Origin of the sequence: Streptomyces doebereineriae (assembly GCF_031845645.1) — a bacterium.
In the GTDB taxonomy this organism is placed as follows: Bacteria; Actinomycetota; Actinomycetes; order Streptomycetales; family Streptomycetaceae; genus Streptomyces; species Streptomyces canus.
On record NZ_JAVREZ010000009.1, the window covers coordinates 310,270 to 334,915 of the forward strand.

Annotated in this window: 17 protein-coding genes; 6 read left to right on the top strand and 11 right to left on the bottom strand. The window is 70.1% G+C overall.

The annotated features are described in order from the left end of the window. Window positions 1-43 precede the first annotated feature (43 nt). A complete protein-coding gene (locus tag RNB18_RS26625) occupies window positions 44-4,174 on the top strand; it encodes a HAMP domain-containing protein (protein ID WP_311716639.1) in 4,131 nt (1,376 codons plus the stop codon). Between the two features lie 13 nt (window positions 4,175-4,187). Continuing rightward, the gene (locus RNB18_RS26630) at window positions 4,188-4,736 is read left to right on the top strand and encodes a response regulator (RefSeq protein WP_059205384.1); all 549 of its coding nucleotides are present in this window, start codon (window positions 4,188-4,190) and stop codon (window positions 4,734-4,736) included. Window positions 4,737-4,813: 77 nt separating this feature from the next. On the opposite strand, the gene RNB18_RS26635 is transcribed toward RNB18_RS26630, so the two are convergent. Further along, window positions 4,814-6,688, bottom strand: coding sequence for an AMP-dependent synthetase/ligase (locus RNB18_RS26635; RefSeq protein WP_311716640.1), 1,875 nt, complete (start codon window positions 6,686-6,688; stop codon window positions 4,814-4,816). Between the two features lie 232 nt (window positions 6,689-6,920). Next, on the bottom strand, window positions 6,921-8,789 hold the full coding sequence (lepA, locus tag RNB18_RS26640; protein ID WP_057615863.1) for a translation elongation factor 4: 1,869 nt from the start codon (window positions 8,787-8,789) through the stop codon (window positions 6,921-6,923). Between the two features lie 255 nt (window positions 8,790-9,044). Between lepA and rpsT the strand changes: the two genes are divergently transcribed. Next, window positions 9,045-9,305, top strand: a complete 261-nt coding sequence (gene rpsT, locus RNB18_RS26645; RefSeq protein ID WP_266382658.1) for a 30S ribosomal protein S20 — start codon at window positions 9,045-9,047, stop codon at window positions 9,303-9,305. A 240-nt stretch (window positions 9,306-9,545) separates the two neighbouring features. Here rpsT and RNB18_RS26650 read toward each other — a convergent pair whose 3' ends face one another. The 6 genes from RNB18_RS26650 to RNB18_RS54110 all read right to left on the bottom strand — a co-directional run bounded on the left by RNB18_RS26650 (window position 9,546) and on the right by RNB18_RS54110 (window position 15,929). Continuing rightward, window positions 9,546-9,944, bottom strand: coding sequence for a nuclear transport factor 2 family protein (locus RNB18_RS26650; protein WP_057616045.1), 399 nt, complete (start codon window positions 9,942-9,944; stop codon window positions 9,546-9,548). Window positions 9,945-10,202: 258 nt separating this feature from the next. After that, window positions 10,203-11,192, bottom strand: coding sequence for a DNA polymerase III subunit delta (holA, locus tag RNB18_RS26655; RefSeq protein ID WP_311716641.1), 990 nt, complete (start codon window positions 11,190-11,192; stop codon window positions 10,203-10,205). Between the two features lie 104 nt (window positions 11,193-11,296). Beyond that, on the bottom strand, window positions 11,297-11,542 hold the full coding sequence (locus tag RNB18_RS26660; protein WP_311716642.1) for a hypothetical protein: 246 nt from the start codon (window positions 11,540-11,542) through the stop codon (window positions 11,297-11,299). Between the two features lie 61 nt (window positions 11,543-11,603). Continuing rightward, window positions 11,604-12,458, bottom strand: coding sequence for an arylamine N-acetyltransferase family protein (locus RNB18_RS26665; protein ID WP_311716643.1), 855 nt, complete (start codon window positions 12,456-12,458; stop codon window positions 11,604-11,606). Further along, window positions 12,439-15,093, bottom strand: coding sequence for a ComEC/Rec2 family competence protein (locus RNB18_RS26670; RefSeq protein WP_311716644.1), 2,655 nt, complete (start codon window positions 15,091-15,093; stop codon window positions 12,439-12,441). The genes RNB18_RS26665 and RNB18_RS26670 overlap by 20 nt, the downstream gene beginning before the upstream one ends. Window positions 15,094-15,107: 14 nt before the next feature. Then, entirely contained in the window at window positions 15,108-15,929 is an 822-nt protein-coding gene (locus tag RNB18_RS54110; protein WP_449657639.1) for a helix-hairpin-helix domain-containing protein, read from the bottom strand. Here RNB18_RS54110 and RNB18_RS54115 point away from each other — a divergent pair. Then, window positions 15,891-16,319 carry a hypothetical protein gene (locus RNB18_RS54115; RefSeq protein ID WP_449657640.1) on the top strand — a complete coding sequence of 143 codons (429 nt, stop codon included), beginning with the start codon at window positions 15,891-15,893 and terminating at the stop codon, window positions 16,317-16,319. The genes RNB18_RS54110 and RNB18_RS54115 overlap by 39 nt on opposite strands. Before the next feature lie 197 nt (window positions 16,320-16,516). Here RNB18_RS54115 and RNB18_RS26680 read toward each other — a convergent pair whose 3' ends face one another. From RNB18_RS26680 to leuS, 3 genes are all read right to left on the bottom strand, one after another. Continuing rightward, entirely contained in the window at window positions 16,517-17,362 is an 846-nt protein-coding gene (locus RNB18_RS26680) for a DegV family protein (protein WP_311716646.1), read from the bottom strand. 72 nt (window positions 17,363-17,434) lie between these two features. Further along, window positions 17,435-18,169: a hypothetical protein gene (locus RNB18_RS26685; RefSeq protein WP_311716647.1), complete on the bottom strand. Its 735-nt coding sequence runs from the start codon at window positions 18,167-18,169 to the stop codon at window positions 17,435-17,437. A 153-nt stretch (window positions 18,170-18,322) separates the two neighbouring features. Then, a complete protein-coding gene (gene leuS / locus RNB18_RS26690; RefSeq protein ID WP_311716648.1) occupies window positions 18,323-21,196 on the bottom strand; it encodes a leucine--tRNA ligase in 2,874 nt (957 codons plus the stop codon). Window positions 21,197-21,644: 448 nt separating this feature from the next. On the opposite strand from leuS, the gene RNB18_RS26695 reads away from it, so the two are divergent. Then, entirely contained in the window at window positions 21,645-22,979 is a 1,335-nt protein-coding gene (locus tag RNB18_RS26695; RefSeq protein ID WP_311716649.1) for a cytochrome b/b6 domain-containing protein, read from the top strand. After that, the gene (locus RNB18_RS26700) at window positions 22,976-24,589 is read left to right on the top strand and encodes an NADH-ubiquinone oxidoreductase-F iron-sulfur binding region domain-containing protein (RefSeq protein ID WP_311716650.1); all 1,614 of its coding nucleotides are present in this window, start codon (window positions 22,976-22,978) and stop codon (window positions 24,587-24,589) included. Before RNB18_RS26695 ends, RNB18_RS26700 begins: the two co-directional genes overlap by 4 nt. Window positions 24,590-24,646: the final 57 nt, after the last annotated feature.

A 24,646-nucleotide genomic window follows, 5' to 3' on the forward strand; every position in this document is an offset into this window, starting at 1 on the left:
ACTGGCCACGCCCATAAGCGCCGAGTTACCGAAGTGGGCCGCCATGAGTGAGAACAGTGGTACGCCTGTGCTCGAAGACGGACAGAACGCCGACCGGATGCGAGCATCGGATCTGCGCCCTCTGCTCGCCGCGATGACCGCGGCCCGGGACGGCGACTTCCGCCGGATGCCGGAGTCCGGGGACGGGATCGTGGCCGAACTGACGGCCGTCTTCAACCAGCTGGTGGACCGCAACGTCCACTTCACCGGCGAGGTCAACCGGGTGAAGCGGGAGCTGGTGCGGCACGGCCGGCTCGACGAGCGGCTCTCCCCCAGCCCCGGTCAGGGATCATGGGCGTCCCGGGTGAACGACGTGAACCAGCTGCTCGACGCCCTGGTGGCCCCGGCCGCCAACGCGACCCGGGTCCTGGACGCGGTGGCCGGCGGCGATCTGACCCAGCGGGTCGATCTGCACGACGGCAACCGGCAGTTGCGCGGTGATCTACGACGTCTCGGCCGGGCCGTGAACAAGATGGTCGACCAGCTCTCCCTGTTCACCGGCGAGGTGACCCGGGTGGCCCGCGAGGTCGGCACGGAGGGGCGGCTCGGCGGGCGGGCCAAGGTGACGGGCCTGTCGGGCAGTTGGCGGGACGTGACCGAGGCGGTCAACACCATGGCGTCCCGGCTGACCGCCCAGGTCCGGGACATCGCCCTGGTGACCACGGCGGTGGCCCGCGGCGACCTGACCCGTACGGTCACGGTCGAGGCGACGGGCGAGCTGCTCGAACTGAAGCTGACCGTGAACACGATGGTCGACCAGCTGTCGGCCTTCGCCGACGAGGTCACCCGGGTGGCCCGCGAGGTCGGCACCGAGGGGCAGCTGGGCGGCCGCGCCCAGGTACGCGGGGTGTCCGGGGTCTGGAAGGACCTCACGGACAACGTCAACTTCATGGCGTCGAACCTGACGTCGCAGGTGCGCAACATCGCCCAGGTCACCACGGCGGTGGCCAACGGCGACCTGTCCCAGAAGATCACCGTCGACGCGCAGGGCGAGATCCTGGAGCTCAAGTCCACCATCAACACGATGGTCGACCAGCTCTCCGCCTTCGCGGACGAGGTGACGAGGGTCGCGCGCGAGGTCGGCACCGAGGGCAATCTCGGTGGGCGGGCTCAGGTACGGGGTGTCAGTGGCGTCTGGAAGGACCTCACCGACAACGTCAACTTCATGGCGGACAACCTGACCTCGCAGGTCCGCAACATCGCGCTGGTGTCGACGGCGGTGGCCCAGGGCGACCTCGGCAAGAAGATCACGGTCGAGGCGAAGGGCGAGATCCTCGAGCTGAAGTCGACCATCAACACGATGGTGGACCAGCTGTCGGCCTTCGCCGACGAGGTCACCCGCGTGGCCCGCGAGGTCGGCACCGAGGGAAACCTGGGCGGTCAGGCGCAGGTACGGGGCGTGTCGGGTGTCTGGAAGGACCTGACGGACAACGTCAACTTCATGGCCCTGAACCTGACGTCGCAGGTGCGGAACATCGCCCAGGTCACCACGGCCGTGGCCAACGGCGACCTGTCGAAGAAGATCACGGTCGACGCCCGCGGCGAGATCCTCGAACTGAAGGACACCGTCAACACGATGGTGGAGCAGCTGCGGGCCTTCGCCGACGAGGTCACCCGCGTGGCCCGCGAGGTCGGCACCGACGGCCGGCTCGGCGGGCGGGCCCAGGTGCTGGGTGTCTCCGGGGTCTGGCGGGATCTGACCGACAACGTCAACTACATGGCCGACAACCTGACCTCGCAGGTGCGGAACATCGCCCAGGTGACGACCGCGGTGGCCAACGGCGACCTCTCCAAGAAGATCGACGTGGACGCGCGCGGCGAGATCCTGGAGCTGAAGACCGCCATCAACACCATGGTCGACACGCTCTCCTCCTTCTCCTCCGAGGTCACCCGCGTGGCCCGCGAGGTGGGCTCCGAAGGCCAACTCGGCGGCCAGGCACGGGTCGAGGGCGTGTACGGCACCTGGAAGCGGCTGACGACGAACGTCAACGAGCTGGCGTCCAACCTGACCACCCAGGTCCGGGCGATCGCCGAGGTCGCCTCCGCGGTGGCCCAGGGCGACATGTCCCGTGCCATCACCGTGGAGACCCAGGGCGAGGTCACCGAGCTCAAGGACAACATCAACCTGATGGTGGCCAACCTCCGCGAGACGACCCGGGCCAAGGACTGGCTGGAGTCGAACCTCGCTCGCCTGGCCGCCCTGATGCAGGGCCACCGGGACCTGATGGAGGTCGCCGACCTGATCCTGCGCGAGCTCACCCCGCTGGTGAACGCCCAGTACGGGGCGTTCTTCCTGGCCGACCCGGACGAGGACGGCGCCGCTCTGCGCACCACCGTTCCCGCAAAGGGACTCGCGTTCATCGCGGGCTACGGCTCGGCGCAGGGCGCGACCGTCGACACCGGCGGCATGCCGGTCCACGGCCTGGTGCGCCAGGCGGCCCGCGAGAAGAAGCGCATCCTGGTGGAGGAGGCCCCGCCGGACTACATCAAGATCAACAGCGGGCTCGGCGAGGCGGCCCCGAGCAGCGTCGTGATCATCCCGATCCTCTTCGAGGACAAGCTCCTCGGCGTGATCGAGCTGGCGTCCTTCTCCCGCTTCTCCGATGTCCACCTGGCCTTCTTCGACCAGTTCGTGAACACCATCGGCGTCGCCATCAACACCATCATCGCCAACTCCCGCACCGAGTCCCTGCTGGGCGAGTCCCAGCGCCTGGCGATGCAGCTCCAGGAGCGCTCGGACGAACTCCAGAAGCAACAGGCGGAGTTGCAGCGCTCGAACGCGGAGCTGGAGGAGAAGGCCGCCTTGTTGGCCACCTCGTCGCAGTACAAGTCGGAGTTCCTGGCGAACATGTCGCACGAACTGCGCACGCCGCTGAACTCCCTGCTGATCCTGGCGAGGCTCCTCTCCGACAACCCCGACGGCCATCTCTCCGACCAGGAGGTGCAGTTCGCGACGACGATCCACCGGTCGGGCTCGGACCTGCTCCAACTGATCAACGACATCCTGGACCTGTCGAAGATCGAGGCCGGCCGGATGGACGTACGCCCGAAGAAGCTGCCGCTCATCAAACTGCTCGACTACGTCCACGCGACCTTCCGCCCGCTCACCCTGGACCGGGGGCTCGCCTTCGAGGTGGCGGTGGGCGAGGACGTACCGCGCGAGATGTACTCGGACGAGCAGCGCCTCCAGCAGATTCTGCGCAACCTGCTCTCCAACGCGATCAAGTTCACCGCCGGCGGCCGGGTCGAGCTGCGCGTGAACCGCATCAAGGACCCCGAGCACGAGCACGTCCGCGACAGCGACGACGTGGTCGCCTTCGCGGTCTCCGACACCGGCATCGGCATCGCGCGGGAGAAACTCCCGGTGATCTTCGAGGCGTTCCAGCAGGCCGACGGCACGACCAACCGCAAGTACGGCGGCACGGGGCTCGGTCTGTCCATCAGCCGGGAGATCGCGGGACTGCTGGGCGGCCGTATCGTCGCGGAGAGCGAACCCGGCAAGGGCTCCACCTTCACGCTCTACGTCCCCGTCGTCAGCCCCGGCCACTCGGCGACCGGCCCGACCACCGAGGACCGTCTCCTGCCGGCCCCGGAGGACCTGTCCACCGAGCCCTACCCGACCGCCCACGACGCCGAGGACTCATGGCCGGCCCCCACCAAGCTGGAGGCGTGGACGGCGGGCCGGGCAGGGCAGGTGCTGTCGGGACGGCGGGTGCTGATCGTCGACGACGACATCCGCAACGTCTTCGCCCTCACCCATGTGCTGGGCCGGGTCGGCATGCCGGTCCTGTACGCGGAGAACGGCCGCGAGGGCATCGAGACCCTGGAGCGCAACCCGGATGTGGAACTCGTCCTGATGGACATCATGATGCCGGAGATGGACGGCTACGAGACCATCGCCGCCATCCGCCGCACCTCGCGCTGGTCCGGTCTGCCCATCGTCGCGCTCACCGCGAAGGCGATGCCCGGAGACCGCGAGAAATCGATCGCGCGCGGCGCCAACGACTACGTACCCAAGCCGGTGGACGTCGACCAGCTGCTGACCGTCGTCTGGGCACTCCTGGACCCCGAGGGCGCTCAGGCGGAGGAGCGGACCGACGTCGAGGAAGCGGTGGTCCCGCCCACCGACGACTGAATGAGGCAGTCACATGAGCAGCGCCGAGGCAAGGACCGACGAGAGCGCGGGCATCCTCCTGGTCGACGACATGGAGGACAACCTGATCGCACTGGAGGCCGTCCTGGGATCTCTCAACGAACCACTGTTCCGCGCCCGTTCGGGCGAGGAGGCGATGAAGGCCCTGCTCCGCCGCCAGTTCGCCCTGGTCCTCCTGGACGTCCGCATGCCGGGCATGGACGGCTTCGAGACGGCGGCGCACATCAAACGCCTGGACCAGACGAAGGACGTCCCGATCATCTTCCTCACGGGCGCGGAGGACGACTCCGGCTACGCCTTCCGCGGCTACGCGACAGGCGCCGCGGACTATCTGACCAAGCCGTTCGACCCCTGGGTGCTGAGGGCGAAGGTGAGCGTCTTCCTGGAACTGCACAGGAAGAAGCAGCAGTTGGAGAGTCTGCTGGCGCGACAACGGGCTGACTACGAGGAGGTGAACAAGCAACTGGCCGCGCTGGAGACCGAGTTGGCCGATCCCCAGCGCACCCAGGTGAGAGAACTACGTCAGCTTCTGGGGCGATTTTAGGGGCGCGGGGAACTGCGCGACCAGCCACGACGAACCCGCGGCCGCCAAGCAGCCCCCACCACCCTCCCGCTTACGCGCTACGCCTCCCGAGACCCCGCGTACATCTCGTCGATGAGGTGCTTGTACTCCCGCTCCACCACAGGCCGCTTCAGCTTGAGACTCGGCGTGATCTCACCGTGCTCCACGTCCAGATCCCGCGGCAGCAACCGGAACTTCTTGATCGTCTGCCACCGCTGAAGCCCCTCGTTGAGCTGCTTCACATAGCCCTCGACCATGGAGACGGTGACGGGCGCGGCGACGACCTCCGCGTACGACTTCCCTTCGAGCCCGTTCTCCTTGGCCCACTCCAGGATGGACACCTCGTCCAGCGCGATGAGCGCCGTGCAGAAGTTCCGGTCCGCCCCGTGCACCAGGATGTTGGACACGTACGGGCACACCGCCTTGAACTGCCCCTCGACCTCGGCGGGCGCGATGTACTTGCCGCCGGACGTCTTGATGAGGTCCTTCTTGCGGTCGGTGATCCGCAGATACCCGTCGGGCGACAGCTCACCGATGTCCCCGGTGTGGAACCACCCGTCGGCCTCGAGAACCTCGGCGGTCTTCTCGGGCAGCCCGTGGTACCCCTCCATGATCCCCGGGCCCCGCAGCAGGATCTCCCCGTCGTCCGCGATACGGACCTCCGTGCCGGGCAGCGGCTTGCCGACCGTACCGGTGCGGTAGGCCTCGCCCGGGTTCACGAAGGAGGCGGCCGAGGACTCCGTGAGGCCGTAGCCCTCGAGGATGTGGATGCCGGCGCCGGCGAAGAAGTACCCGATCTCGGGTGCGAGCGCGGCGGACCCGGAGACACACGCCCGCAGGTTCCCGCCGAACGCCTCGCGGATCTTCGAGAAGACCAGCGCGTCGGCGACCTTGTGCTTGGCGCCGAGCGAGAACGGGACGGACGCCGTGCCGGTGCGCCGGAAGTTGTCCTGGCTCTCCTTGGCGTAGGCGCGGCCGACCTCGGCGGCCCACTGGAAGATCTTGTACTTGGCGCCGCCGCCCGCACGGGCCTTCGCGGCGACCCCGTTGTAGACCTTCTCGAAGATGCGCGGGACGGCCGCCATGTACGTCGGCTGCACGACCGGCAGATTCTCGATGATCTTGTCGACGCGGCCGTCGACGGCGGTGACGTGACCGACCTCGATCTGCCCGGAGGTGAGCACCTTGCCGAAGACGTGGGCGAGCGGCAGCCACAGGTACTGCACGTCCTCGCTGCTGATCAGGCCGGTCGCGGCGGTCGCCTTCGCCATGTAGGCCCAGTTGTCGTGCGGCAGCCGTACGCCCTTGGGACGGCCGGTGGTGCCGGAGGTGTAGATCAGCGTCGCGAGCTGGTCCTTGGTGATCGCGCCGACCCGCTCCTTGATCAGCTCGGGGTCCTTCTCGAGGCGGGCGGCACCACGGGCCTCCAGCTCGGAGAGGGTCAGGATCCAGTCGGCGGTCTCGACACCGGCCGGGTCGATCACCACGACATGGGTGAGGGCGGGCAGTTCGCCGCGCTTCTCGACCGCCTTGGCGAGCTGGGCCGCGTCCTCCGCGATCAGCACCCGGCTCTCGGAGTCGGAGAGGATGAACGCCGACTCGTCGGCGTTGGTCTGCGGGTAGACCGTGGTCGTGGCGGCGCCGGCACACATGATGCCGAGGTCCGCGAGGATCCAGTCGATCCGGGTCGAGGAGGCGAGGGCGACCCGCTGCTCCGGCTGCACTCCCAGTTCGATCAGTCCGGCCGCGATGGCGTACACCCGCTCCGCGGCCTGCGCCCAGCTGAGCGACTTCCAGTCGTCCGGGCCCTGCCCGGAGGCCGCCGGTACCGGGTACCGGTACGCCTCGGCGTCCGGCGTGGCCGCAACGCGCTCCAGGAAGACGGTCGCCACACTCGGCGGACGGTTCTCGATCAGTGTCTGTGTGTCGCTCACGACATCCTCCGGGCCCGCGACAATGCGGCTGGCTCAGGTTGCGGCTGTTGTTTAACTCGCGAGTAACTATCGAGCAGGGATCAGAGTAAAGCGCGGCCGACCCGTTCGTAAGGGGCGGCGGCCTGTCACTTCCTACAGAGCGCGACCCTACGCACGCGTAGGGGTCCACCGCACTTTCGCACGACGGACCCCTTTCCATCCGATTCGACGGGTAACCGGCTGTAACCCGCGGTTACTTCTTGCCCTTGCCCGACCCCGCGCTGTCATCGCTGGAGAGCACGGCGATGAAGGCCTCCTGCGGAACCTCCACGGAACCCACCATCTTCATCCGCTTCTTGCCTTCCTTCTGCTTCTCAAGGAGCTTCCGCTTACGGGAGATGTCACCGCCGTAGCACTTGGCGAGGACGTCCTTGCGGATGGCGCGGATGGTCTCGCGGGCGATGACCCGGGAGCCGATGGCGGCCTGGATGGGCACCTCGAAGGCCTGCCGCGGGATCAGCTCGCGCAGCTTGGCGACGAGCCGCACCCCGTAGGCGTAGGCCGCGTCCTTGTGCGTGATCGCCGAGAACGCGTCCACCTTGTCGCCGTGCAGCAGGATGTCGACCTTGACCAGGCTGGAGGCCAGCTCGCCGGTGGGCTCGTAGTCCAGCGACGCGTAACCGCGCGTCTTCGACTTCAGCTGGTCGAAGAAGTCGAAGACGATCTCCGCGAGGGGAAGCGTGTAGCGGATCTCGACCCGGTCCTCGGACAGGTAGTCCATGCCGAGCAGGGTGCCGCGCCGGGTCTGGCACAGCTCCATGATCGAGCCGATGAACTCGGACGGGGCGAGGATCGTGGCGCGTACGACGGGCTCGTACACCTCACTGATCTTCCCCTCCGGGAACTCGCTCGGGTTGGTGACGGTGTGCTCGGTGCCGTCCTCCATGAGGACGCGGTAGACCACGTTCGGGGCCGTGGCGATCAGGTCGAGGCCGAACTCGCGCTCCAGCCGCTCCCGGATCACGTCGAGGTGCAGCAGGCCGAGGAAGCCGACGCGGAAGCCGAAGCCGAGGGCGGCGGAGGTCTCCGGCTCGTAGACGAGGGCGGCGTCGTTGAGCTGGAGCTTGTCGAGGGCGTCGCGCAGCTCGGGGTAGTCGGAGCCGTCCAGCGGATACAGACCCGAGAAGACCATCGGCTTGGGGTCCTTGTAGCCGCCGAGCGCCTCGGTCGCCCCCTTGTTCAGGGTGGTGATCGTGTCACCGACCTTGGACTGGCGGACATCCTTCACGCCGGTGATGATGTAGCCCACCTCGCCGACGCCGAGACCGTCGGCGGAGAGCATCTCCGGCGAGTTGGTCCCGATCTCCAGCAGTTCGTGCGTGGCGTTCGTGGACATCATCCGGATGCGCTCGCGCTTGTTGAGCTGTCCGTCGATGACTCGTACGTACGTCACCACGCCCCGGTAGGAGTCGTAGACCGAGTCGAAGATCATCGCGCGGGCCGGAGCGTCCTGGACGCCGACCGGGGCGGGAACCTCCGCCACCACCTTGTCCAGCAGCGCCTCGACGCCGAGCCCGGTCTTGGCGGAGACCTTGAGCACGTCCTCGGGATCGCAGCCGATGAGGTTGGCGAGCTCCTCGGAGAACTTCTCCGGCTGGGCGGCCGGCAGGTCGATCTTGTTCAGTACGGGGATGATCTTGAGGTCGTTCTCCATCGCCAGGTAGAGGTTGGCGAGGGTCTGGGCCTCGATGCCCTGGGCGGCGTCGACGAGGAGGACGGTGCCCTCACAGGCGGCGAGCGACCGCGAGACCTCGTAGGTGAAGTCGACGTGCCCCGGGGTGTCGATCATGTTGAGGATGTGCGTGTCGGTCTTGTCGTGGGTCGGGGCCCACGGCAGACGCACCGCCTGCGACTTGATCGTGATTCCGCGCTCACGCTCGATGTCCATGCGGTCGAGATACTGAGCACGCATCTGGCGCTGGTCGACCACGCCGGTCAGCTGGAGCATCCGGTCGGCGAGCGTGGACTTGCCGTGGTCGATGTGCGCGATGATGCAGAAGTTGCGGATCTGAGCCGGGTCGGTACGGCTCGGCTCGGGCACGTGGCTGGGGATCGCGGGCACGCAGGGTCCTGATTCTTGAGGCGTCCGCAGTGTCTGCGGTCTCGGGTCGGATCGATACGTAGCCTCCATGGTCCCACGGGCGGGGACCGGCGACCGGTTTGGGCCACTCGCGGAGCCGCTGGTACTCTGAGTGGCTGTGTCCTCATGCCCTCTCAGCGCGAGGCACAACTCCGAGAAATCACCTGGTACGGGACCCTGGGTTTTCCTTCGTGGAAATCCTCCTGGCCCCGTGCCTGAACCTGTAGAGGCTCATTCGTGGCGAACATCAAGTCCCAGATCAAGCGGATCAAGACCAACGAGAAGGCCCGGCTGCGCAACAAGGCCGTCAAGTCCTCCCTGAAGACCGCGATCCGCAAGGCCCGTGAGGCCGCTGCCGCGGGTGACGCCGAGAAGGCCACCGAGTACCAGCGCGCTGCTGCGCGTGCGCTCGACAAGGCCGTCGCCAAGGGCGTCATCCACAAGAACCAGGCCGCCAACAAGAAGTCGGCGCTTGCTTCGAAGGTCGCCGGCGTCTAAGGCTGACTCTTTCTGATCTGACCGGTCCTGTTCCTACGGGACCGAACCGCCGGAAGGACCCAGAGCGGGCCCTCTCTCATCCGCTCCCGACCGGCCCCCAGGAGTCACGCGCGGCCTGCGTTCGCCACGCGGGCGTGACTCCGACAGCTTGAACCGAAGGCCCCGGTGCCGTGCCCTCCCCAGGGCAGGGTGACCGGGGCCTTCGTCATGACGTGCCTGGATTCCTGTCTGCCGGGGGGCTCAGTCCGCCCAGAACTCATTGCTCTTGTCGATGTCCTCGACGCACTCGTCGAGGTCGGTGACCTTGTCCCCGACGATCCGGAAGACGATGCACCCGGTGTCGTCCAGGCGACGGCCCTTCCGCTCGGCCGTGAACCGGCACATCCCGACGGCGTGACCACGCCCGTCCACGGCGATCCCGAGCATCTCCAGACGCATCGAACCGCCGGTCTCCTGCCCGAGCCTCTGATACATGTCGATGATCGCGTCCTGCCCCTTGAAGTCCCCCGAGAGCGGGTGACTACCGGGCACGTGATGCGTGGCGTCCTTCGCGATCAACTCCCGCAGGGTGTCCAGATCCCCCCGCATGAACGCCTCGAACCCCTTGCGAACGAGCACTGCGTGCGGATGCTCAGCCATGACGACCGCCACCTCTCCGTTGTCCGGCGATGTTCGGCTGACACGACGATTCTCCTCCCGAGCGCTGGGGGGAGCCAGGTGGGGCATGGCGTGAGGGGTCGCGCCCGAAGGGGCGCGGGGAACTGCGCGGCCGACCACAGCGCACGCGGCAGACGCACTACGGCAATGCGAAGCACCCCCGATGGCCCTACGGCTCCCGCACAGGCACAGGCACGGGCACAGGCACAGGCACAGGCACAGGCACAGGCACGCCGTACGCTAACCGCGCCCCCGAGACCGCGCCGCCCGAGCAATCGCCACTACCGCCTTCTCCAGGGCGTACCCGGGATCGTCCCCCCCGCCCTTCACCCCCGCGTCCGCCTCAGCCACGGCCCGCAGCGCGACGGCGACCCCGTCCGGCGTCCACCCCCGCATCTGCTGCCGCACCCGATCGATCTTCCAGGGCGGCATCCCCAGCTCACGCGCGAGATCAGCGGGCCGCCCGCCCCGTGCCGACGACAACTTCCCGATCGCCCGCACGCCCTGGGCCAGCGCACTGGTGATCAGGACCGGCGCAACCCCGGTCGACAACGACCACCGCAACGCCTCCAACGCCTCCGCGGCCCGCCCCTCCACGGCCCGGTCGGCAACGGTGAAACTGGAAGCCTCGGCCCGCCCCGTGTAGTACCGTCCCACGACGGCCTCGTCGATCGTCCCCTCGACATCCGCGACCAGCTGGGACACGGCGGACGCCAGCTCCCGCAGATCACTCCCGATCGCATCGACCAGCGCCTGGCATGCCTCGGGTGTGGCGGACCGCCCCGTCCCCCGGAACTCCTGCCGCACGAAGGCCAGCCGGTCCGCCGGCTTGGTCATCTTCGGACAGAGGACCTCTCGGGCCCCCGCCTTCCGCGCGGCGTCGAGCAGTGTCTTACCCTTGGCTCCCCCCGCGTGCAGCAGCACGAGGGTGATCTCCTCGGCGGGCGCCCCGAGATACGCCTTCACATCCTTGACGGTGTCGGCGGAGAGATCCTGCGCATTGCGCACGACCACGACCTTGCGCTCCGCGAACAACGACGGACTGGTCAACTCGGCAAGCGTCCCCGGCTGCAACTGCTCCGGATTCAGATCCCGCACATCCGTATCCGCGTCGGCGGCCCGAGCAGCGGCGACCACCTCCCGCACAGCCCGGTCGAGCAGGAGCTCCTCCTGGCCCACGGCAAGGGTCACAGGGGCGAGAGGGTCGTCATGAGCAGTCTTCTTGGCCATCGCGTACAGCATGGCACGGGGCACTGACAGCGCCGTGGCTGCGGGCCGGTGGGGGCCAAGCGCCGGCGAGCGAAACCCGCCTCAAGCACCCCTGAGCCGGCGCATCACGGCTCTTCCCGCCACCCGTCCCACTCCCCCACGAACTCGTTCAGCTCCCCGGCGTCCAACCGCCCCGCCGCATCCCGCAGCACCACAAGCCACTGCGCGTCCTCCGCATCGTCCTCCCCCGCCAGAGCGTCCCGAACGACCTGCGGCTCCTCGTCCACCCCGAACCGCTCCGAGAGCGCCTCGACGACCTCCTCCGCGGCATCCCGATCTGGCAGCACCAGCACATGTCTCACATCGCTCACGGCACCATTTTCCAGCTCGGCCCCCGTGCCCGACCGCTCACCCCTTCGACACGACCTGCGCTCAGCCGTTCCCGTCGGGGTGACGCGCAGTCGGCACTCGGTCGAGCTCGATGCCGAACCTCTCCCGGTACGCCCCCAGCACCTCCTCGTCCGTCTCCAACTCCCGTTCCTCCCGCGCCCCGTCGGCCGCCGTCACCTTGAAGGTACGACCGCTGAGAGTGATCCGCCCGCCGTCCTCCGTCACCCTCGAACACACCAGTGACCGGGTGAAGTGCGAGGCCGACGAGGTGCTGTGCCACCAGGCACCGGCCACGAAATCACCGAGCGCCCGGGGCCGCACCTCCAGCCGGTACTGGCTCCTGCCGCCCATGAGTACATCCAGATCCGCGGCGTCACTGCCTCCTTTCTTCGCCGCACCGTCCCCGCTCCGCACCCCGGCGGCATCCGGCCCCGCCTCGACGATCCGGAAGGTACCGCCGGGATCCTCCTGCTCACCCCGCGCCCCGAACGCCAGCGGGTAGTGGCTGTGCGCCCCGAACCCGACGTCGGCCAGCCACTCGCCCCCGTCCACCGTCCGCACCCGCAGCGCGAGATGGTCGTAGGGGATCCCGAGTCGCCCCTCGTCCCCGTACACCCGGCCGGCGAGCAACGCGACGTCGAAGCCGAGCGCGGCCAGCAACGCCCCGAACGCCCCGTTCAGTTCGTAGCAGAACCCTCCCCTCCGGGCGCCCACCACCTTCTCCACCAGCCGCTCCTCCTCCAGCACGATCTCCTCGCCGAGGTGGATCGACAGGTTCTCGAAGGGCACGGTCTGCAGATGGCGCAGATGCAGCTCGCGCAGGACCTCCACGGTGGGCCACGCCGGGTGCTGGACTCCCAGTCGGCGGAGATACGCGTCAACCTGTGTGGGATTCATGCCTCCAGTCTCGCGCCACCCACAGCTCCCCACCGCCCGCGCCACCGCCTTCACCGCCACCGGCGCCGCGCCCCGCACCTCCTCCGTCTCCGCTTCCGCCGCCCGCCCCGGCGACCGCCAGCGCCCCGTCCCGGTCCGTCCGCAGCACCACAGCGCCCCCGGCCCGCAGCGCGGCGACCGTGCTGGGAGCCGGATGGCCGTAAGAGTTGTCGGCACCGACGGAGATGAGCGCCAGCCGCGGGGCGGCCCGGCGTATCAGCTCCGGGTCCTGGTAGGCCGAACCGTGGTGAGCGACCTTGAGGACATCCACCCCGGCCAGCCGCGCACCCGCCGGTGATCTCAACAGCTCCTGCTGGGCCGGGGGTTCGAGGTCCCCGAGGAGGAGGAAGCGCAGCCCGGCCGACCGTACGAGCATCGTGACACTGGCGTCGTTCGGCCCGTCCGTCGCCGCCACCGCCGCCGGGCCCGCCGGCGGCCACAGCACCTCCCAGGCCAGCGCTCCCGTACACCGCTCCTCCCCGGCCACGGCACGCGTCACCGGAATGCGCCGGGCGGCCGCCTCCCGCCGTACGGCCTCGGCCTGGTCCAGCGGTTCCTCGAACCCCGTCGTCTCGATCGCCCCCACCGACCGCCCCCGCAGCACTCCGGCCAGCCCCGCGACATGGTCGGCGTGGAAATGGGTCAGCACCACGAGCGGCACCTTGGTGATGCCGAGCGTGCGCAGACAGTCGTCGACGAGCCTCGGATCGGGTCCGGCGTCCACGACCACTCCCGCGCCCTCGCCCGCCGCCAGCACCATCGCGTCGCCCTGGCCCACGTCGCACATCGCCAGCCGCCAGCCCGGCGGTGGCCAGCCCGTGATCACCCGGGTCAGGGGTGGCGGCTGCACGACTGCCAGCACGAACGCCAGGGCGCAGACGGCACACCACCAGGGATGCCTCAGCAGCCGTCGCCCGACGAGCAGCAGGAGCCCGGTGACGAGAGCGAGCAGCCCCGCCCCTGTCCAGCTGCCCGGCCAGTCCACTCCCCCGCCGGGCAGCGACGCCCCGGCCCGGGCGACGTCCGCGATCCACCCGGCAGGCCAACTCGCGCACCAGGCCAGCCCCTTGGCCACCGGCATCGCCCCGGGTGCCGTCGCCAGCGCCGCGAAGCCGAGCACCGTGGCCGGGGCGACCGCGAACTCCACGAGCAGATTGCATGGCACGGCCACCAGGCTCACCCGCGCCGACAGCACGGCGACCACGGGCGCGCACAGGGCCTGCGCGGCGGCCGCGGCGGCCAACGCCTCCGCCGATCGCGGCGGCACCCGGCGCCGACGCAACGCCAGGCTCCAGCGCGGCGCGAGTGTGAGCAGGGCGCCGGTGGCCAGCACGGAGAGCAGAAAGCCGTAACTGCGGGCCAGCCACGGGTCGTACAGCACCAGCAGCAGTACGGCTGTCGCCAGCGCCGGGATCAGTGATCTGCGGCGTCCGGTCGCGAGAGCGAGCAACGCGACGGTCCCGCAGGCCGCGGCCCGCAGCACGCTCGGGTCCGGCCGGCACACGACGACGAAGCCCAGCGTGAGCCCTCCGCCGAGCAACGCGGTCGTCCGCAGCGACACCCCTAGGCGCGGCGCCAGCCCCCGTCGCTCGACGAGTTGGGCGAGTCCGGGTGGCCCGATGAGCAGGGCGAGCAGGATCGTGAGATTGCTGCCGGAGACGGCGAGCGTGTGCGCGAGGTCGGTCTCCTTGAATGCCTCGTCCAACTCGGGCGTGATCCGCGAGGTGTCCCCGACGACCAGCCCCGGCAACAACGCCCGGGCATCCGCCGGCAACCCGTCGGTGGCTTCCCGAAGCCCTCCCCGCAACCGCCCCGCGAACCGCTGCGTCCCCGACGCCTCCGCCACCACCTCGGGCCCTCCCCGGTCCCGCACCCGCAGTACGGCCGCGACCCGGTCACTCCCGGCCAACGCCGGCGCGGCACGGGCGGTGACCCGCACCCGCGTGGACGGCAACAAGCCGAGCCAGGGCGACCGAGCCGGACCTTCCACGGCGGACGGCGCACTACGTGCCCCCCGCGCACCCGAGTCGGCCCCCGCACGCGCGTCGACGATCAACAGCACCGGCGCCCGCGTCACCACCGCCCGGCCGTGCGCCGTCTCCACCCGCCGGACGTCGGCGCTGATGACGACGGCGGTCGGGGCCGTGTGGTCCCCCGTGATCCGGGGCCGGGTCAGTCGGGGGTCGGAGGTCAGCTCGACCTCGGCGGTCACGGTGGCGTACTGCCGGGCCAGCACGGGCACCGGCCCCCGTCGCAGATCGGCCCCGTGCAGCCCGGCGGATACGGCGGCCGCGGCGACACAGAGCAGCACAGCGGCGACCGGCACCCGGCCGCCCCTTCCCGGGCCCCGCACTCCGCGCCACCGTCCCCACAACAACACGCAGGCGAGCACCAGGGACCCGGCCACCAGCCCCGTGACCCACCCCGACGAGGCATCCAGGGTCACAGCGGCCGTGCCCCAGGCCGCGAGCGCCGCCGGTACCAGCCGCAGATCCGTAGGGCCTTCCTGCCGGGGGTGGGCGTCCCCCAGCCGTTTCCCCGAGGCAGCGTGCACAGCGGCCCGCACTGGCGCCTCGCTCTCATGGTCTCGCCGCATCCTGGAGCCGTGCCTCATGGCCGTACGAGATTCCGCAGATCGGCGAAGCGGCGATCGCCGATGCCGTTGACCTCGCGCAGTTCGTCCACCGAGCGGAAGCCGCCGTGCCGGGTGCGGTAGTCGACGATGTGCTGGGCCAGCACAGGGCCGACGCCGGGCAGGGTGTCGAGCTGGTCCACGGTGGCGGTGTTCAAGGAGACGGGAGCCGCCGGGCCGGCCGGGCCGCCGGAGACGGGGCCGCCCATGCCGGGCGCGGGGGCGGGTGCGGCCGGGCCGCCGACGATCACCTGCTCGCCGTCCACGAGGAACCGCGCTCGGTTGAGCGTGTCGGTGTTCGTGCCCGGCCGCACTCCACCGGCCGCCTTCAACGCGTCGGCGACCCTCGAGCCGGCCGGCAGCCGCTGGATGCCGGGCTCACGGACCTTGCCACCGACATCCACGACGATCTCGGCCCCGGCCGGTCCGGCCGTGTTCGGGATCCCGCCCGAGTCGGCCGGCCCGGCCACCCCTCGCCGTCCACCCGCGCTGCTCGCCCCGCTCTCCCCGAACGGGGCCGCCGCGCGCACCACTTCGGGAGCCTGGACGGACTGCGTGCGGCCCGTCCAGAAGTGCTGCACGGCGAACACCGCGGCCACGACGAGCAGCACCGAAAGGGCGACCACGTTCCGCCGCTCCAGCCCGCACCGCGCCTGCAGCCACACCGGCATCCGCTCCCGCAGAGCCGACCCGGCCCGCTCCCGCCAGTCCCCGTACCCGTACCCGTACCCGCTCCCGCTCCCGCTCCTGGAATCGGTGTCTTGCCAGGTCCCAGCCCTGGTATCGGCGTCCCGCCAAATCCCCTCCCGAGAACCTGCGTCCCGCCGGCCCCCCGCCGCGGAACCACCGTCCCGCCGGCTCTCTTCGGCAGCATCCGCCTCCCACCGAGCCCTCTCCACGAACCCGACCGCATCGGCGCGCGAACCGGCCTCGGCGACGTCGACGGCACCGGCACCAGCACCGGCACCGGCACCGGCACCGGCACCGAGAGCCTCCAGACGCTCCGGTTCGCTCCCCGCCACCTCGTCGCTTACGCCCGGCCCACCCGGCGGCGGCCCCTTCCCCGAGTCCCGCCGCTCCGCGGCCCGTTCGGCGAAGAGCACCTCCGCCCGCCGCTGGAGTTCGTCCGCCGAGGCGGCATGCCGATGCCGGACCCGGCCTCGGGTGCCGGGCGGTCGGCGGTGCCGTGAGCGCCCGTCGGAACGAGGGCCGCGGCCCGGCCCGCTGGTCGCCGTCGCTGTACGTGAGCGTGATCGAAGTGCCATGCGCCGAGGATCGGCCACATCCGCACTCTCGCGATGATCTTGGTCAATTCCCGGGGATTACCCACTGGTTGTGGAAAACTCCACCACCCGAACGAGTGATTCAGGCACCCGGCGTGGCTCCGTCACCGGGGCGAGACCACGACCCCCAGCAACCCGGGTCCCGTGTGCGCCCCGATCACCGCCCCGACCTCGCTCACATGCAGGTCGGCAAGTCCCGTCACCCGCGCCCGCAGACGGTCCGCGAGGGCCGCCGCCCGGTCGGGGGCGGACAGATGATGGACCGCGATGTCGACCGGCGCGCTGCCGGCCCGGTCGGCCGCGATCTCCTCCAGGCGGGCGATGGCCTTCGACGCCGTCCGCACCTTTTCCAGGGGCTCGATCCGCCCGCCGACCAGTTTCAGCAGCGGCTTGACGGCGAGCGCGGAACCGAGGAGCGCCTGCGCGGCGCCGATCCGGCCGCCACGGCGCAGATAGTCGAGGGTGTCGACGTAGAAGTAGGCGGACGTGCCCGCGGCCCGCTTCTCCGCCGCCATGACCGCTTCGTCGACCGTGCCGCCCGTCTCCGCGGCCTCGGCAGCCGCGAGCGCGCAGAACCCGAGAGCCATGGCGATCATGCCGGTGTCGACCACGCGCACCGGCACGGGCGCCTCACGCGCCGCCATGACCGCCGCGTCGTAGGTGCCGGAGAGCTCGGCGGACAGATGCAGCGACACGATGCCGGTGGCGCCGGACTCGGCGACCTTGCGGTAGTGCTCCGCGAACACCTGGGGGCTGGGCCGCGAGGTGGTGACGGGGCGTCGCTTCTGGAGCGCCTGGGCCAGTGACCGGGTGGAGATCTCGGTGCCCTCTTCGAGCGCGCGGTCGCCGAGGACCACGGTCAGGGGTACCGCTGTGATGCCGTGCCGCTCCATCGTCCCCTGCGGCAGGTAGGCCGTTGAATCCGTGACGATCGCGACATGGCGGGACATGAGCTGGAGGTTACCTGCCGTAGCGCCCGGGTGGCAGCCCGGCCCCTGTCACCCAGGGCCGCCGTGTCCCGATCAAGTCGTGCTCTCAGGACGGGGTTTCTTCTGCCAGGGGTAGGTGGGACGAGGGCCCGGCGGGGTGATCGCGGGCCGCGCCGGCTCCTCGGCGGTGCGGGAGCTTGGCGTCTCGGGCCAGGTCTGCTGCTCGGTGCTGCCGCCGACGGTGGGGGTCTCGGGCCACGGGGGCGGTGTCGCGGCGGGCTCGGTCTTCGTCCAGTGCCGCAGGGCGCCGGACTCGACGTCGATCTGCGCACTCAGCGTGTCCAGGTCATCGTCGGCGAAACGGCGGGCGCGGTCGCGTGCCGCCCAGCGCAGGGAGTCCGCCGACTGTGTGATGCGCTCGGTGCGCTCCCGCAGTCCGGGCAGGCGCTCCGCGAGCGTCGCACGGTCGGGCTCGGACTCCAGGCGCTTGAGTTCGCCGTCCAGTTCGTGACCGTGGGCGCTGAGCCGCTGGAAGAGGCCGAGGGACTCCTTGAGGGATTCGTCCTCGGCCACGCCCGCGTGCAGCGCGTCCTGGGTGGCCCGCATCGAGGTGCGCAGCTTCAGCCGCAGCTGGGCCAGTTCGCCCGCCGGGCCGAGCTGGGCGAAGGACTTGGCGCGCAGGGTGTGGTCCTCGACCGTGCGCCGGGCCTGACTGATGGTGCGGTCCACACCGCGCTTGGCGGCGCCGACGGCCTTCACTGTCGCGTACACGCCGAGCGCCACGAAGAGCACGAAGAGCAGGGCCACGATCGCGATCACCGCTTCCACGAAACTCCTCCTCCGCCCGGCCGACGGTCGCCGTGCCGTTCTTCAAAGGTAAACGCCACGGGCAGGCCCTGAGTTCCGGAGGAACCCCGAACCTGCCCGCACACAACCCCTAGGGGCCAGAGGTCCTGGTCGGCGGATCACGCCGGGCGGACCCTACGCCGGAACGATGTTCACCAGCTTCGGCGCCCGCACGATCACCTTGCGGATGCCCGCCCCGTCCAGCGCCGCCACGACCTTCTCGTCGGCCAGCGCGACCTTCTCCAGCTCGTCGTCGGAGATGGCGGGCGAGACCTCCAGACGGGCCTTGACCTTGCCCTTGACCTGGACCACACAGGTCACGGTCTCGTCCACGACGTACCGCGGGTCGGCGACCGGGAAGTCCTGGTGGACGACCGAGTCGGTGTGGCCCAGCTTGCGCCACAGCTCCTCGGCGATGTGCGGGGCCAGCGGCGCGATCAGCAGCACCAGCGACTCGGCGACCGGACGAGGAACCGCGGCGCCCGTCTTGGTCAGGTGGTTGTTCAGCTCGGTGACCTTGGCGATGGCGGTGTTGAAGCGCAGGCCCTCCAGGTCCTGGCGCACCCCGTCGATCGCCTTGTGCAGGGCACGCAGCGTCGTCTCGTCGGGCTCGGCGTCGGCGACGGTGACCTCGCCGGTGGCCTCGTCGACGACGTTGCGCCACAGCCGCTGCAGCAGGCGGTACTGGCCGACCACCGCGCGCGTGTCCCACGGACGCGAGACGTCCAGCGGACCCATCGCCATCTCGTACAGGCGCAGGGTGTCGGCGCCGTACTCCTCGCAGATCGCCTCGGGGGTGACGGCGTTCTTCAGGGACTTGCCCATCTTGCCCAGCTCGCGCTTGACCTGCTCGCCGTTGTGGAAGAAGGCGCCGTCGCGCTCCTCGATCTCGGCGGCCGGCACCGGGAAGCCCCGGCTGTCGCGGTAGACGAAGGCCTGGATCATGCCCTGGTTGTACAGCTTGTGGAACGGCTCGGGCGACGAGATGTGCCCCAGGTCGTACAGGACCTTGGACCAGAAGCGCGCGTACAGCAGGTGCAGCACGGCGTGCTCGGCGCCGCCGACGTACAGGTCGACACCGCCGTGCGGCTGCCCCGCGCGCGGGCCCATCCAGTACTGCTCGATCTCCGGGTCGACCAGCTTCTCGCTGTTGTGCGGGTCCAGGTAGCGCAGTTCGTACCAGCAGGAGCCGGCCCAGTTGGGCATGGTGTTGGTCTCGCGGCGGTACGGGCGGGGACCGCGTCCGTCGCCCAGGTCCAGGGTGACGTCGACCCAGTCCTGATTGCGGGACAGCGGGGTCTCCGGGGAGGTGTCCGCGTCGTCCGGGTCGAAGGTGCGCGGCGAGTAGTCCTCGACCTCGGGCAGCTCCAGCGGCAGCATCGACTCGGGCAGGGAGTGGGCGATGCCGTCCTCGTCGTAGACGATCGGGAAGGGCTCGCCCCAGTAGCGCTGGCGGCTGAACAGCCAGTCGCGCAGCCGGAAGTTGACGGTGCCCTCGCCGATGCCCTTGCGCGCCAGCCACTCGGTGATGCGCGCCTTGGCGTCGGTCACGCCCAGGCCGTCCAGAGAGACGTCCTCGCCGTGCGAGTTCACGATCTTGGCGTCGTACGAGACGAAGGCGTCGTCCCACGTCGAGGCGTCCGTGCCCCGGTCGTCGCTCGGCTCGACCACGCAGCGGACCGGCAGCTCGAAGGCGCGCGCGAAGGCGAAGTCACGCGTGTCGTGCGCCGGTACGGCCATGATCGCGCCGGTGCCGTAGCCCATCAGGACGTAGTCGGCGATGAAGACGGGGATCTGCTCGCCGTTGACCGGGTTGGTGGCGAACGCGCCGGTGAAGACACCGGTCTTGTCCTTGGCCTCGGCCTGGCGCTCGACGTCCGACTTGGAGGCGGCCTGGGCGCGGTAGGCGGCGACGGCCTCGGCCGGCGTGGCGTGGCCGCCGGTCCACACGTCGTGCGTGCCCTCGGGCCAGGCGGCCGGGGTGAACTTCTCGACCAGCGGGTGCTCGGGGGCCAGCACCATATAGGTCGCGCCGAACAGGGTGTCCTGGCGCGTGGTGAAGACCGTGATCGCCTCGCCGTCGATCGGGAAGTCGACGCGGGCGCCCTCGGAGCGGCCGATCCAGTTGCGCTGCTGCAGCTTGATGGCCTCGGGCCAGTCCAGCTCGTTCAGGTCGTCCAGCAGGCGGTCGGCGTACGCGGTGATCCGCATGTTCCACTGGCGCAGCTTGGCCTTGAAGACGGGGAAGTTGCCGCGCTCGCTGCGGCCGTCCGCGGTGACCTCCTCGTTGGCCAGCACGGTGCCCAGACCCGGGCACCAGTTGACCGGGGCGTCGGAGGCGTACGCCAGGCGGTACTCGCCCAGGACGTCGGCACGCTCGGCGGCGGACAGGGCGTCCCAGGAACGGCCACCGGGAACCGCGCGCTCACCGCACTCGAACCGCGCGACCAGCTCGGAGATCGGGCGGGCCTTCTTCGCCACGTCGTCGTACCAGGAGTTGAAGATCTGGACGAAGATCCACTGGGTCCACTTGTAGTAGTCCGGGTCGATCGTGGCGAACGACCGGCGCTTGTCGTGGCCCAGGCCCAGCCGGCGCAGCTGGGACTTCATGTTGTTGATGGCGGCCTCGGTGGTGACCCGGGGGTGCTCGCCGGTCTGCACGGCGTGCTGCTCGGCGGGCAGGCCGAAGGCGTCGAAGCCCAGGGTGTGCAGGACGTTGTGGCCGGTCATCCGCTGGAAGCGGGCGAAGACGTCGGTGGCGATGTAGCCCAGCGGGTGGCCGACGTGCAGTCCCGCACCGGAGGGGTACGGGAACATGTCCATGATGAACTTCTTGGGCTTGGCGACCAGCCCGGGGTCGCCGGCCAGGTCACCCTTGGGGTTCGGCGCCGCGTAGGTGCCGTCGGCCTCCCAGAAGTCCTGCCAGCGTGCCTCGATCTCGGCCGCGACGGCGGCCGTGTAGCGGTGCGGCGCGGCCACCTCGGCGGCAGCGGGGTTCGTCTCGCTCATGGTCCTCAAAGCTCCATCGATCGTCTCTGCCAGCGGCTGTGTCGTCCGGAAACGAAAAATCCCCTCGCACAGGAGGGGACGCCGCGCCGATTCCGACCACGTCTTCACCGGTGGTCGGGACTGATCAGCGCGGCTCGCTAAGCAGAAGGCGTACGGCACGCATGGCGTCAGAGTACCGCAGCCGTTGAGCAAGCCGCGACGAGCTTACGTATGCCTCTTTGGCACCGGGTGCCGCACTCGCCGCCGCAGTCGAGCGCAACCGTCCGATCCGACACAGGAACTGAGCCATGGCCAATGGTTACTTCGCGTAACAGCTACTAAGGGACATCACAACGGCCCCGCAGTCGTTTGATAACAACGCAATAACTCAAATGCCGTACCCGTCGGTATGGCGCCACTTAGAGTGCGGCAGCGGGACCGCCTTCCCGAACCGCTCGGAGTTGCCCCCATGAACCCTCGTAGTACTAGCAACACGCTCCCCAGGACCGGCCGGTCGGCCTACGGGGTGGCGACGGCCGTCTTTCTGCTGGCCATCCCTCTGGTCGTGGTGTACGGAGGTGTCCCGCTCCAGGACTTCCTCAACTTCGGAGCGGGCGTGGTGACGCTTGTCCTCCTCACCTGCTCCGTGATCTGGGGGCTCGTCGCACAGGACCGGCTGATCCTCAACACCCGGCAGCGGATCGTCGCGCAGGGGATCCACCGGATCACCGCCGTGGGCTCGATCGCGTTCCTTCTGCTGCACATCGGAATCAAACTGACCCTCGACCACACCACCTGGATCGCGGCGTTCATCCCGTTCGGGCTCGGCTTCAGCAGCAGCGGAGGCCTCATAGGTCTCGGCACCCTGGCCGGCCAGCTCATGATCTTCGTCGGCATCACCGGCGCCCTGCGCAACCGGTTCGCGTCCCCGGCACCGGTCGCGGCACGGTGGCGGGCGATGCACATGCTGGCCTACCCGGCCTGGTGCGCCGGGCTGATCCACGGCCTGTACGCGGGGCGCGCGGTGAAGGCCCCGATCTTCACGTACATGTACGTGCTCTGCGTCCTCGGTGTCATCGCGGCCCTCGCCCTGCGCTCGGCACCTCGCCCCTTCAAGCGCAAGGTCACCGACCGGATCGCCATGCTCCTCGGCACCGAGGAGCGACCGGGCCGCGAGGGACTGGAGGCCAGCCGCGCCAGGCGGGCCGCGGAAACCGCCGCACCGGGACGCGAGAGCCGCCGGCCCGCCGAGTCCGCCGGCCGGCGTTCGGAGTCCGCCCTGCCCGGCTACGAGGGCCTGACCCAGCAGACCGGCGGCATGCCCCTCTACCAGGCCCCACCGGCCCCGGAGCCCGCAGGCAGCGGATTCGCCGCCGCCTATCGCGCTGTGTCACCCAACACACAGCAGCCCTTCGACACCGGCCAGACCGCGCGCATGGACATGCCGATGGACATGCAGGCCGCCACCGACCCCATCGCGCGCATGGACAGCGGCGGCAGCACCTCCGGCAGCTGGCCGGTCCCATCCCCGCCACCGGTCGGCGAAGCGCCCCCCTCCGCCTACGACCCGCTCCAGGACACGGGGTACAACATCCCGACCTATGGCGGTAATTCGGGCACGGCCAGCTATCTCTCAGGTGATGTGCGCGACACAGGTGAGACGAACACCCTTTACGGCACGTACAACCCGAATGACACGTACAACAGCGGTCCCGCCACGGATACAACGCCCGGTCAGTCGTACGACTTCGACGCACCGGGCTCGGGCGAACCTTGGAACACGCCTTCCGGAGGCTATAGGTGAACGAGGCCCTGCCCGACGTACCAGAAGTCCGCGTGGTCGGCCTTCCTCAGCTCACGTCGGGTTTCGACCTTGTCGAACGACTTGACCTGCCCATGCACCTGAAGGTGCACGGGCCGCTCGAACCCATGGGCGGGGAGCAACTCGCGAAGCTCTCCGAAGCCATCAACCTGAAGGGACGCGGCGGCGCCGGCTTCCCCTTCCACAAGAAGCTGCGCTCGGTCGCCGAGGCAGCGATCAAGCGCGGCGTCCGCCCGGTCGTCGTCGTCAACGGCAGCGAGGACGAACCGGCCTGCCGCAAGGACACGGTGCTCATCAACCGTGCCCCGCACCTCATCCTGGACGGCGCCCTCCTGGCCGCCGAAGCCCTGGGTGCCCGCACGCTCGTGGTGGGGGTCACCCGGGAGTCCACCCAGCGGTCCATGGAGGCCGCCCTCGCCGAACGCGGTCTCAGCAACGGCCGCAGATCGGCTCTACGCGCACGCGTGCAGCGCAATCCCGTCCGTATGGTCACCGGAGCGGCGGCCTCGCTGATCCGTTCCATCGACGGCGGCCCGGCCATCCCGCCCGGCCGCAAGATCAGCGCCTCCCAGAGCGGCGTCGGCGGGGCGCCGACCCTGCTGTCCAACGCCGAGACCTTCGCGCAGCTCGCGATCGCCGCCCGCATCGGCCCGGAGCGCTACGGCAACACCGGGCTGTACGACGAGCCGGGCACCGTCATGCTCACGGTCTCCGGCGCCGTCGCTCGCCCGATGGTGATCGAGGTCCCCACGGGCGTACCGCTGCGCTACGTCCTGCAGTTGGCCGGCGCCCCGCCCGTTCCGCAGGGCGTGCTGACCGGCGGCTACCACGGCAAGTGGATCGACGCGGCGACGGTCAACGAGGCGATCGTCTCCCGCAACTCCCTGGACGCCGTGGGCGGCGCGCTCGGCGCCGGCGCGATCCTGCCGATCACTCAGGAGACCTGCCCGCTGGGTGAGTCGCTGCGTGTGGCGCAGTGGCTGGCCGAGGAGAGCGCGGGCCAGTGCGGGCCCTGCTATCTCGGTCTGCCGGCCGCCGCGCGCGGCTTGGAGGACATCCTCAACGGCGGCGGGCCTGCCGCTCTGGAGGCCCTCAAGCAGGTCGCCAAGAACGTGAAGCGGCGCGGCGCCTGCTCGCACCCGGACGGCTCCGCGATGTTCCTGGAGTCGACCATCAAGGCGTTCACCGACGACCTGGCCGCCCATGTTCTCGGCAACGGCTGCGGACGGCCCGTGGAGGGCGTTCTGCCGCTCTTCGAGGGCGGCAGGACGCCCACCGGCATCCCGGGTGGCGCCGAGGCCGAGGAGAGCGGTCCCAGCCGTCAGAAGATCTACGTCGACTGGACACTCTGCCGGGGCCACGGTCTGTGCGCCGACATCCTGCCCGAGGTCTTCGAACTCGGCGCCGACGGCTTCCCGACCGTCGCCCAGGCGCAGGTGCCGCGCTACGCCGAGGCCAAGGCGCTACGCGCGGTGCGTCGCTGCCCCGCGCTCGCCCTGCGCCTCGAGGAGGAGACAGCGCGCGACAAGGGCCCTTCCCGCAACCTGCCGGTCCTCTCCCAGGGCCGCGGGAGGCGTGCGCTGGGCCGCTGAACCGACACCACGAAAGGGCCGCCCTGAAGAGGGCGGCCCTTTCGGCTGTCCGGCCAC

Bases quoted from the DNA above. Each gene is read 5' to 3' on its own strand.
- RNB18_RS26625 (WP_311716639.1), top strand. From the start codon at position 44: ATGAGTGAGAACAGTGGTACGCCTGTGCTCGAAGACGGACAGAACGCC.
- RNB18_RS26630 (WP_059205384.1), top strand. From the start codon at position 4,188: ATGAGCAGCGCCGAGGCAAGGACCGACGAGAGCGCGGGCATCCTCCTG.
- RNB18_RS26650 (WP_057616045.1), bottom strand. From the start codon at position 9,944: ATGGCTGAGCATCCGCACGCAGTGCTCGTTCGCAAGGGGTTCGAGGCG.
- holA (WP_311716641.1), bottom strand. From the start codon at position 11,192: ATGGCCAAGAAGACTGCTCATGACGACCCTCTCGCCCCTGTGACCCTT.
- RNB18_RS26665 (WP_311716643.1), bottom strand. From the start codon at position 12,458: ATGAATCCCACACAGGTTGACGCGTATCTCCGCCGACTGGGAGTCCAG.
- RNB18_RS26670 (WP_311716644.1), bottom strand. From the start codon at position 15,093: ATGCGGCGAGACCATGAGAGCGAGGCGCCAGTGCGGGCCGCTGTGCAC.
- RNB18_RS26680 (WP_311716646.1), bottom strand. From the start codon at position 17,362: ATGTCCCGCCATGTCGCGATCGTCACGGATTCAACGGCCTACCTGCCG.
- leuS (WP_311716648.1), bottom strand. From the start codon at position 21,196: ATGAGCGAGACGAACCCCGCTGCCGCCGAGGTGGCCGCGCCGCACCGC.
- RNB18_RS26695 (WP_311716649.1), top strand. From the start codon at position 21,645: ATGAACCCTCGTAGTACTAGCAACACGCTCCCCAGGACCGGCCGGTCG.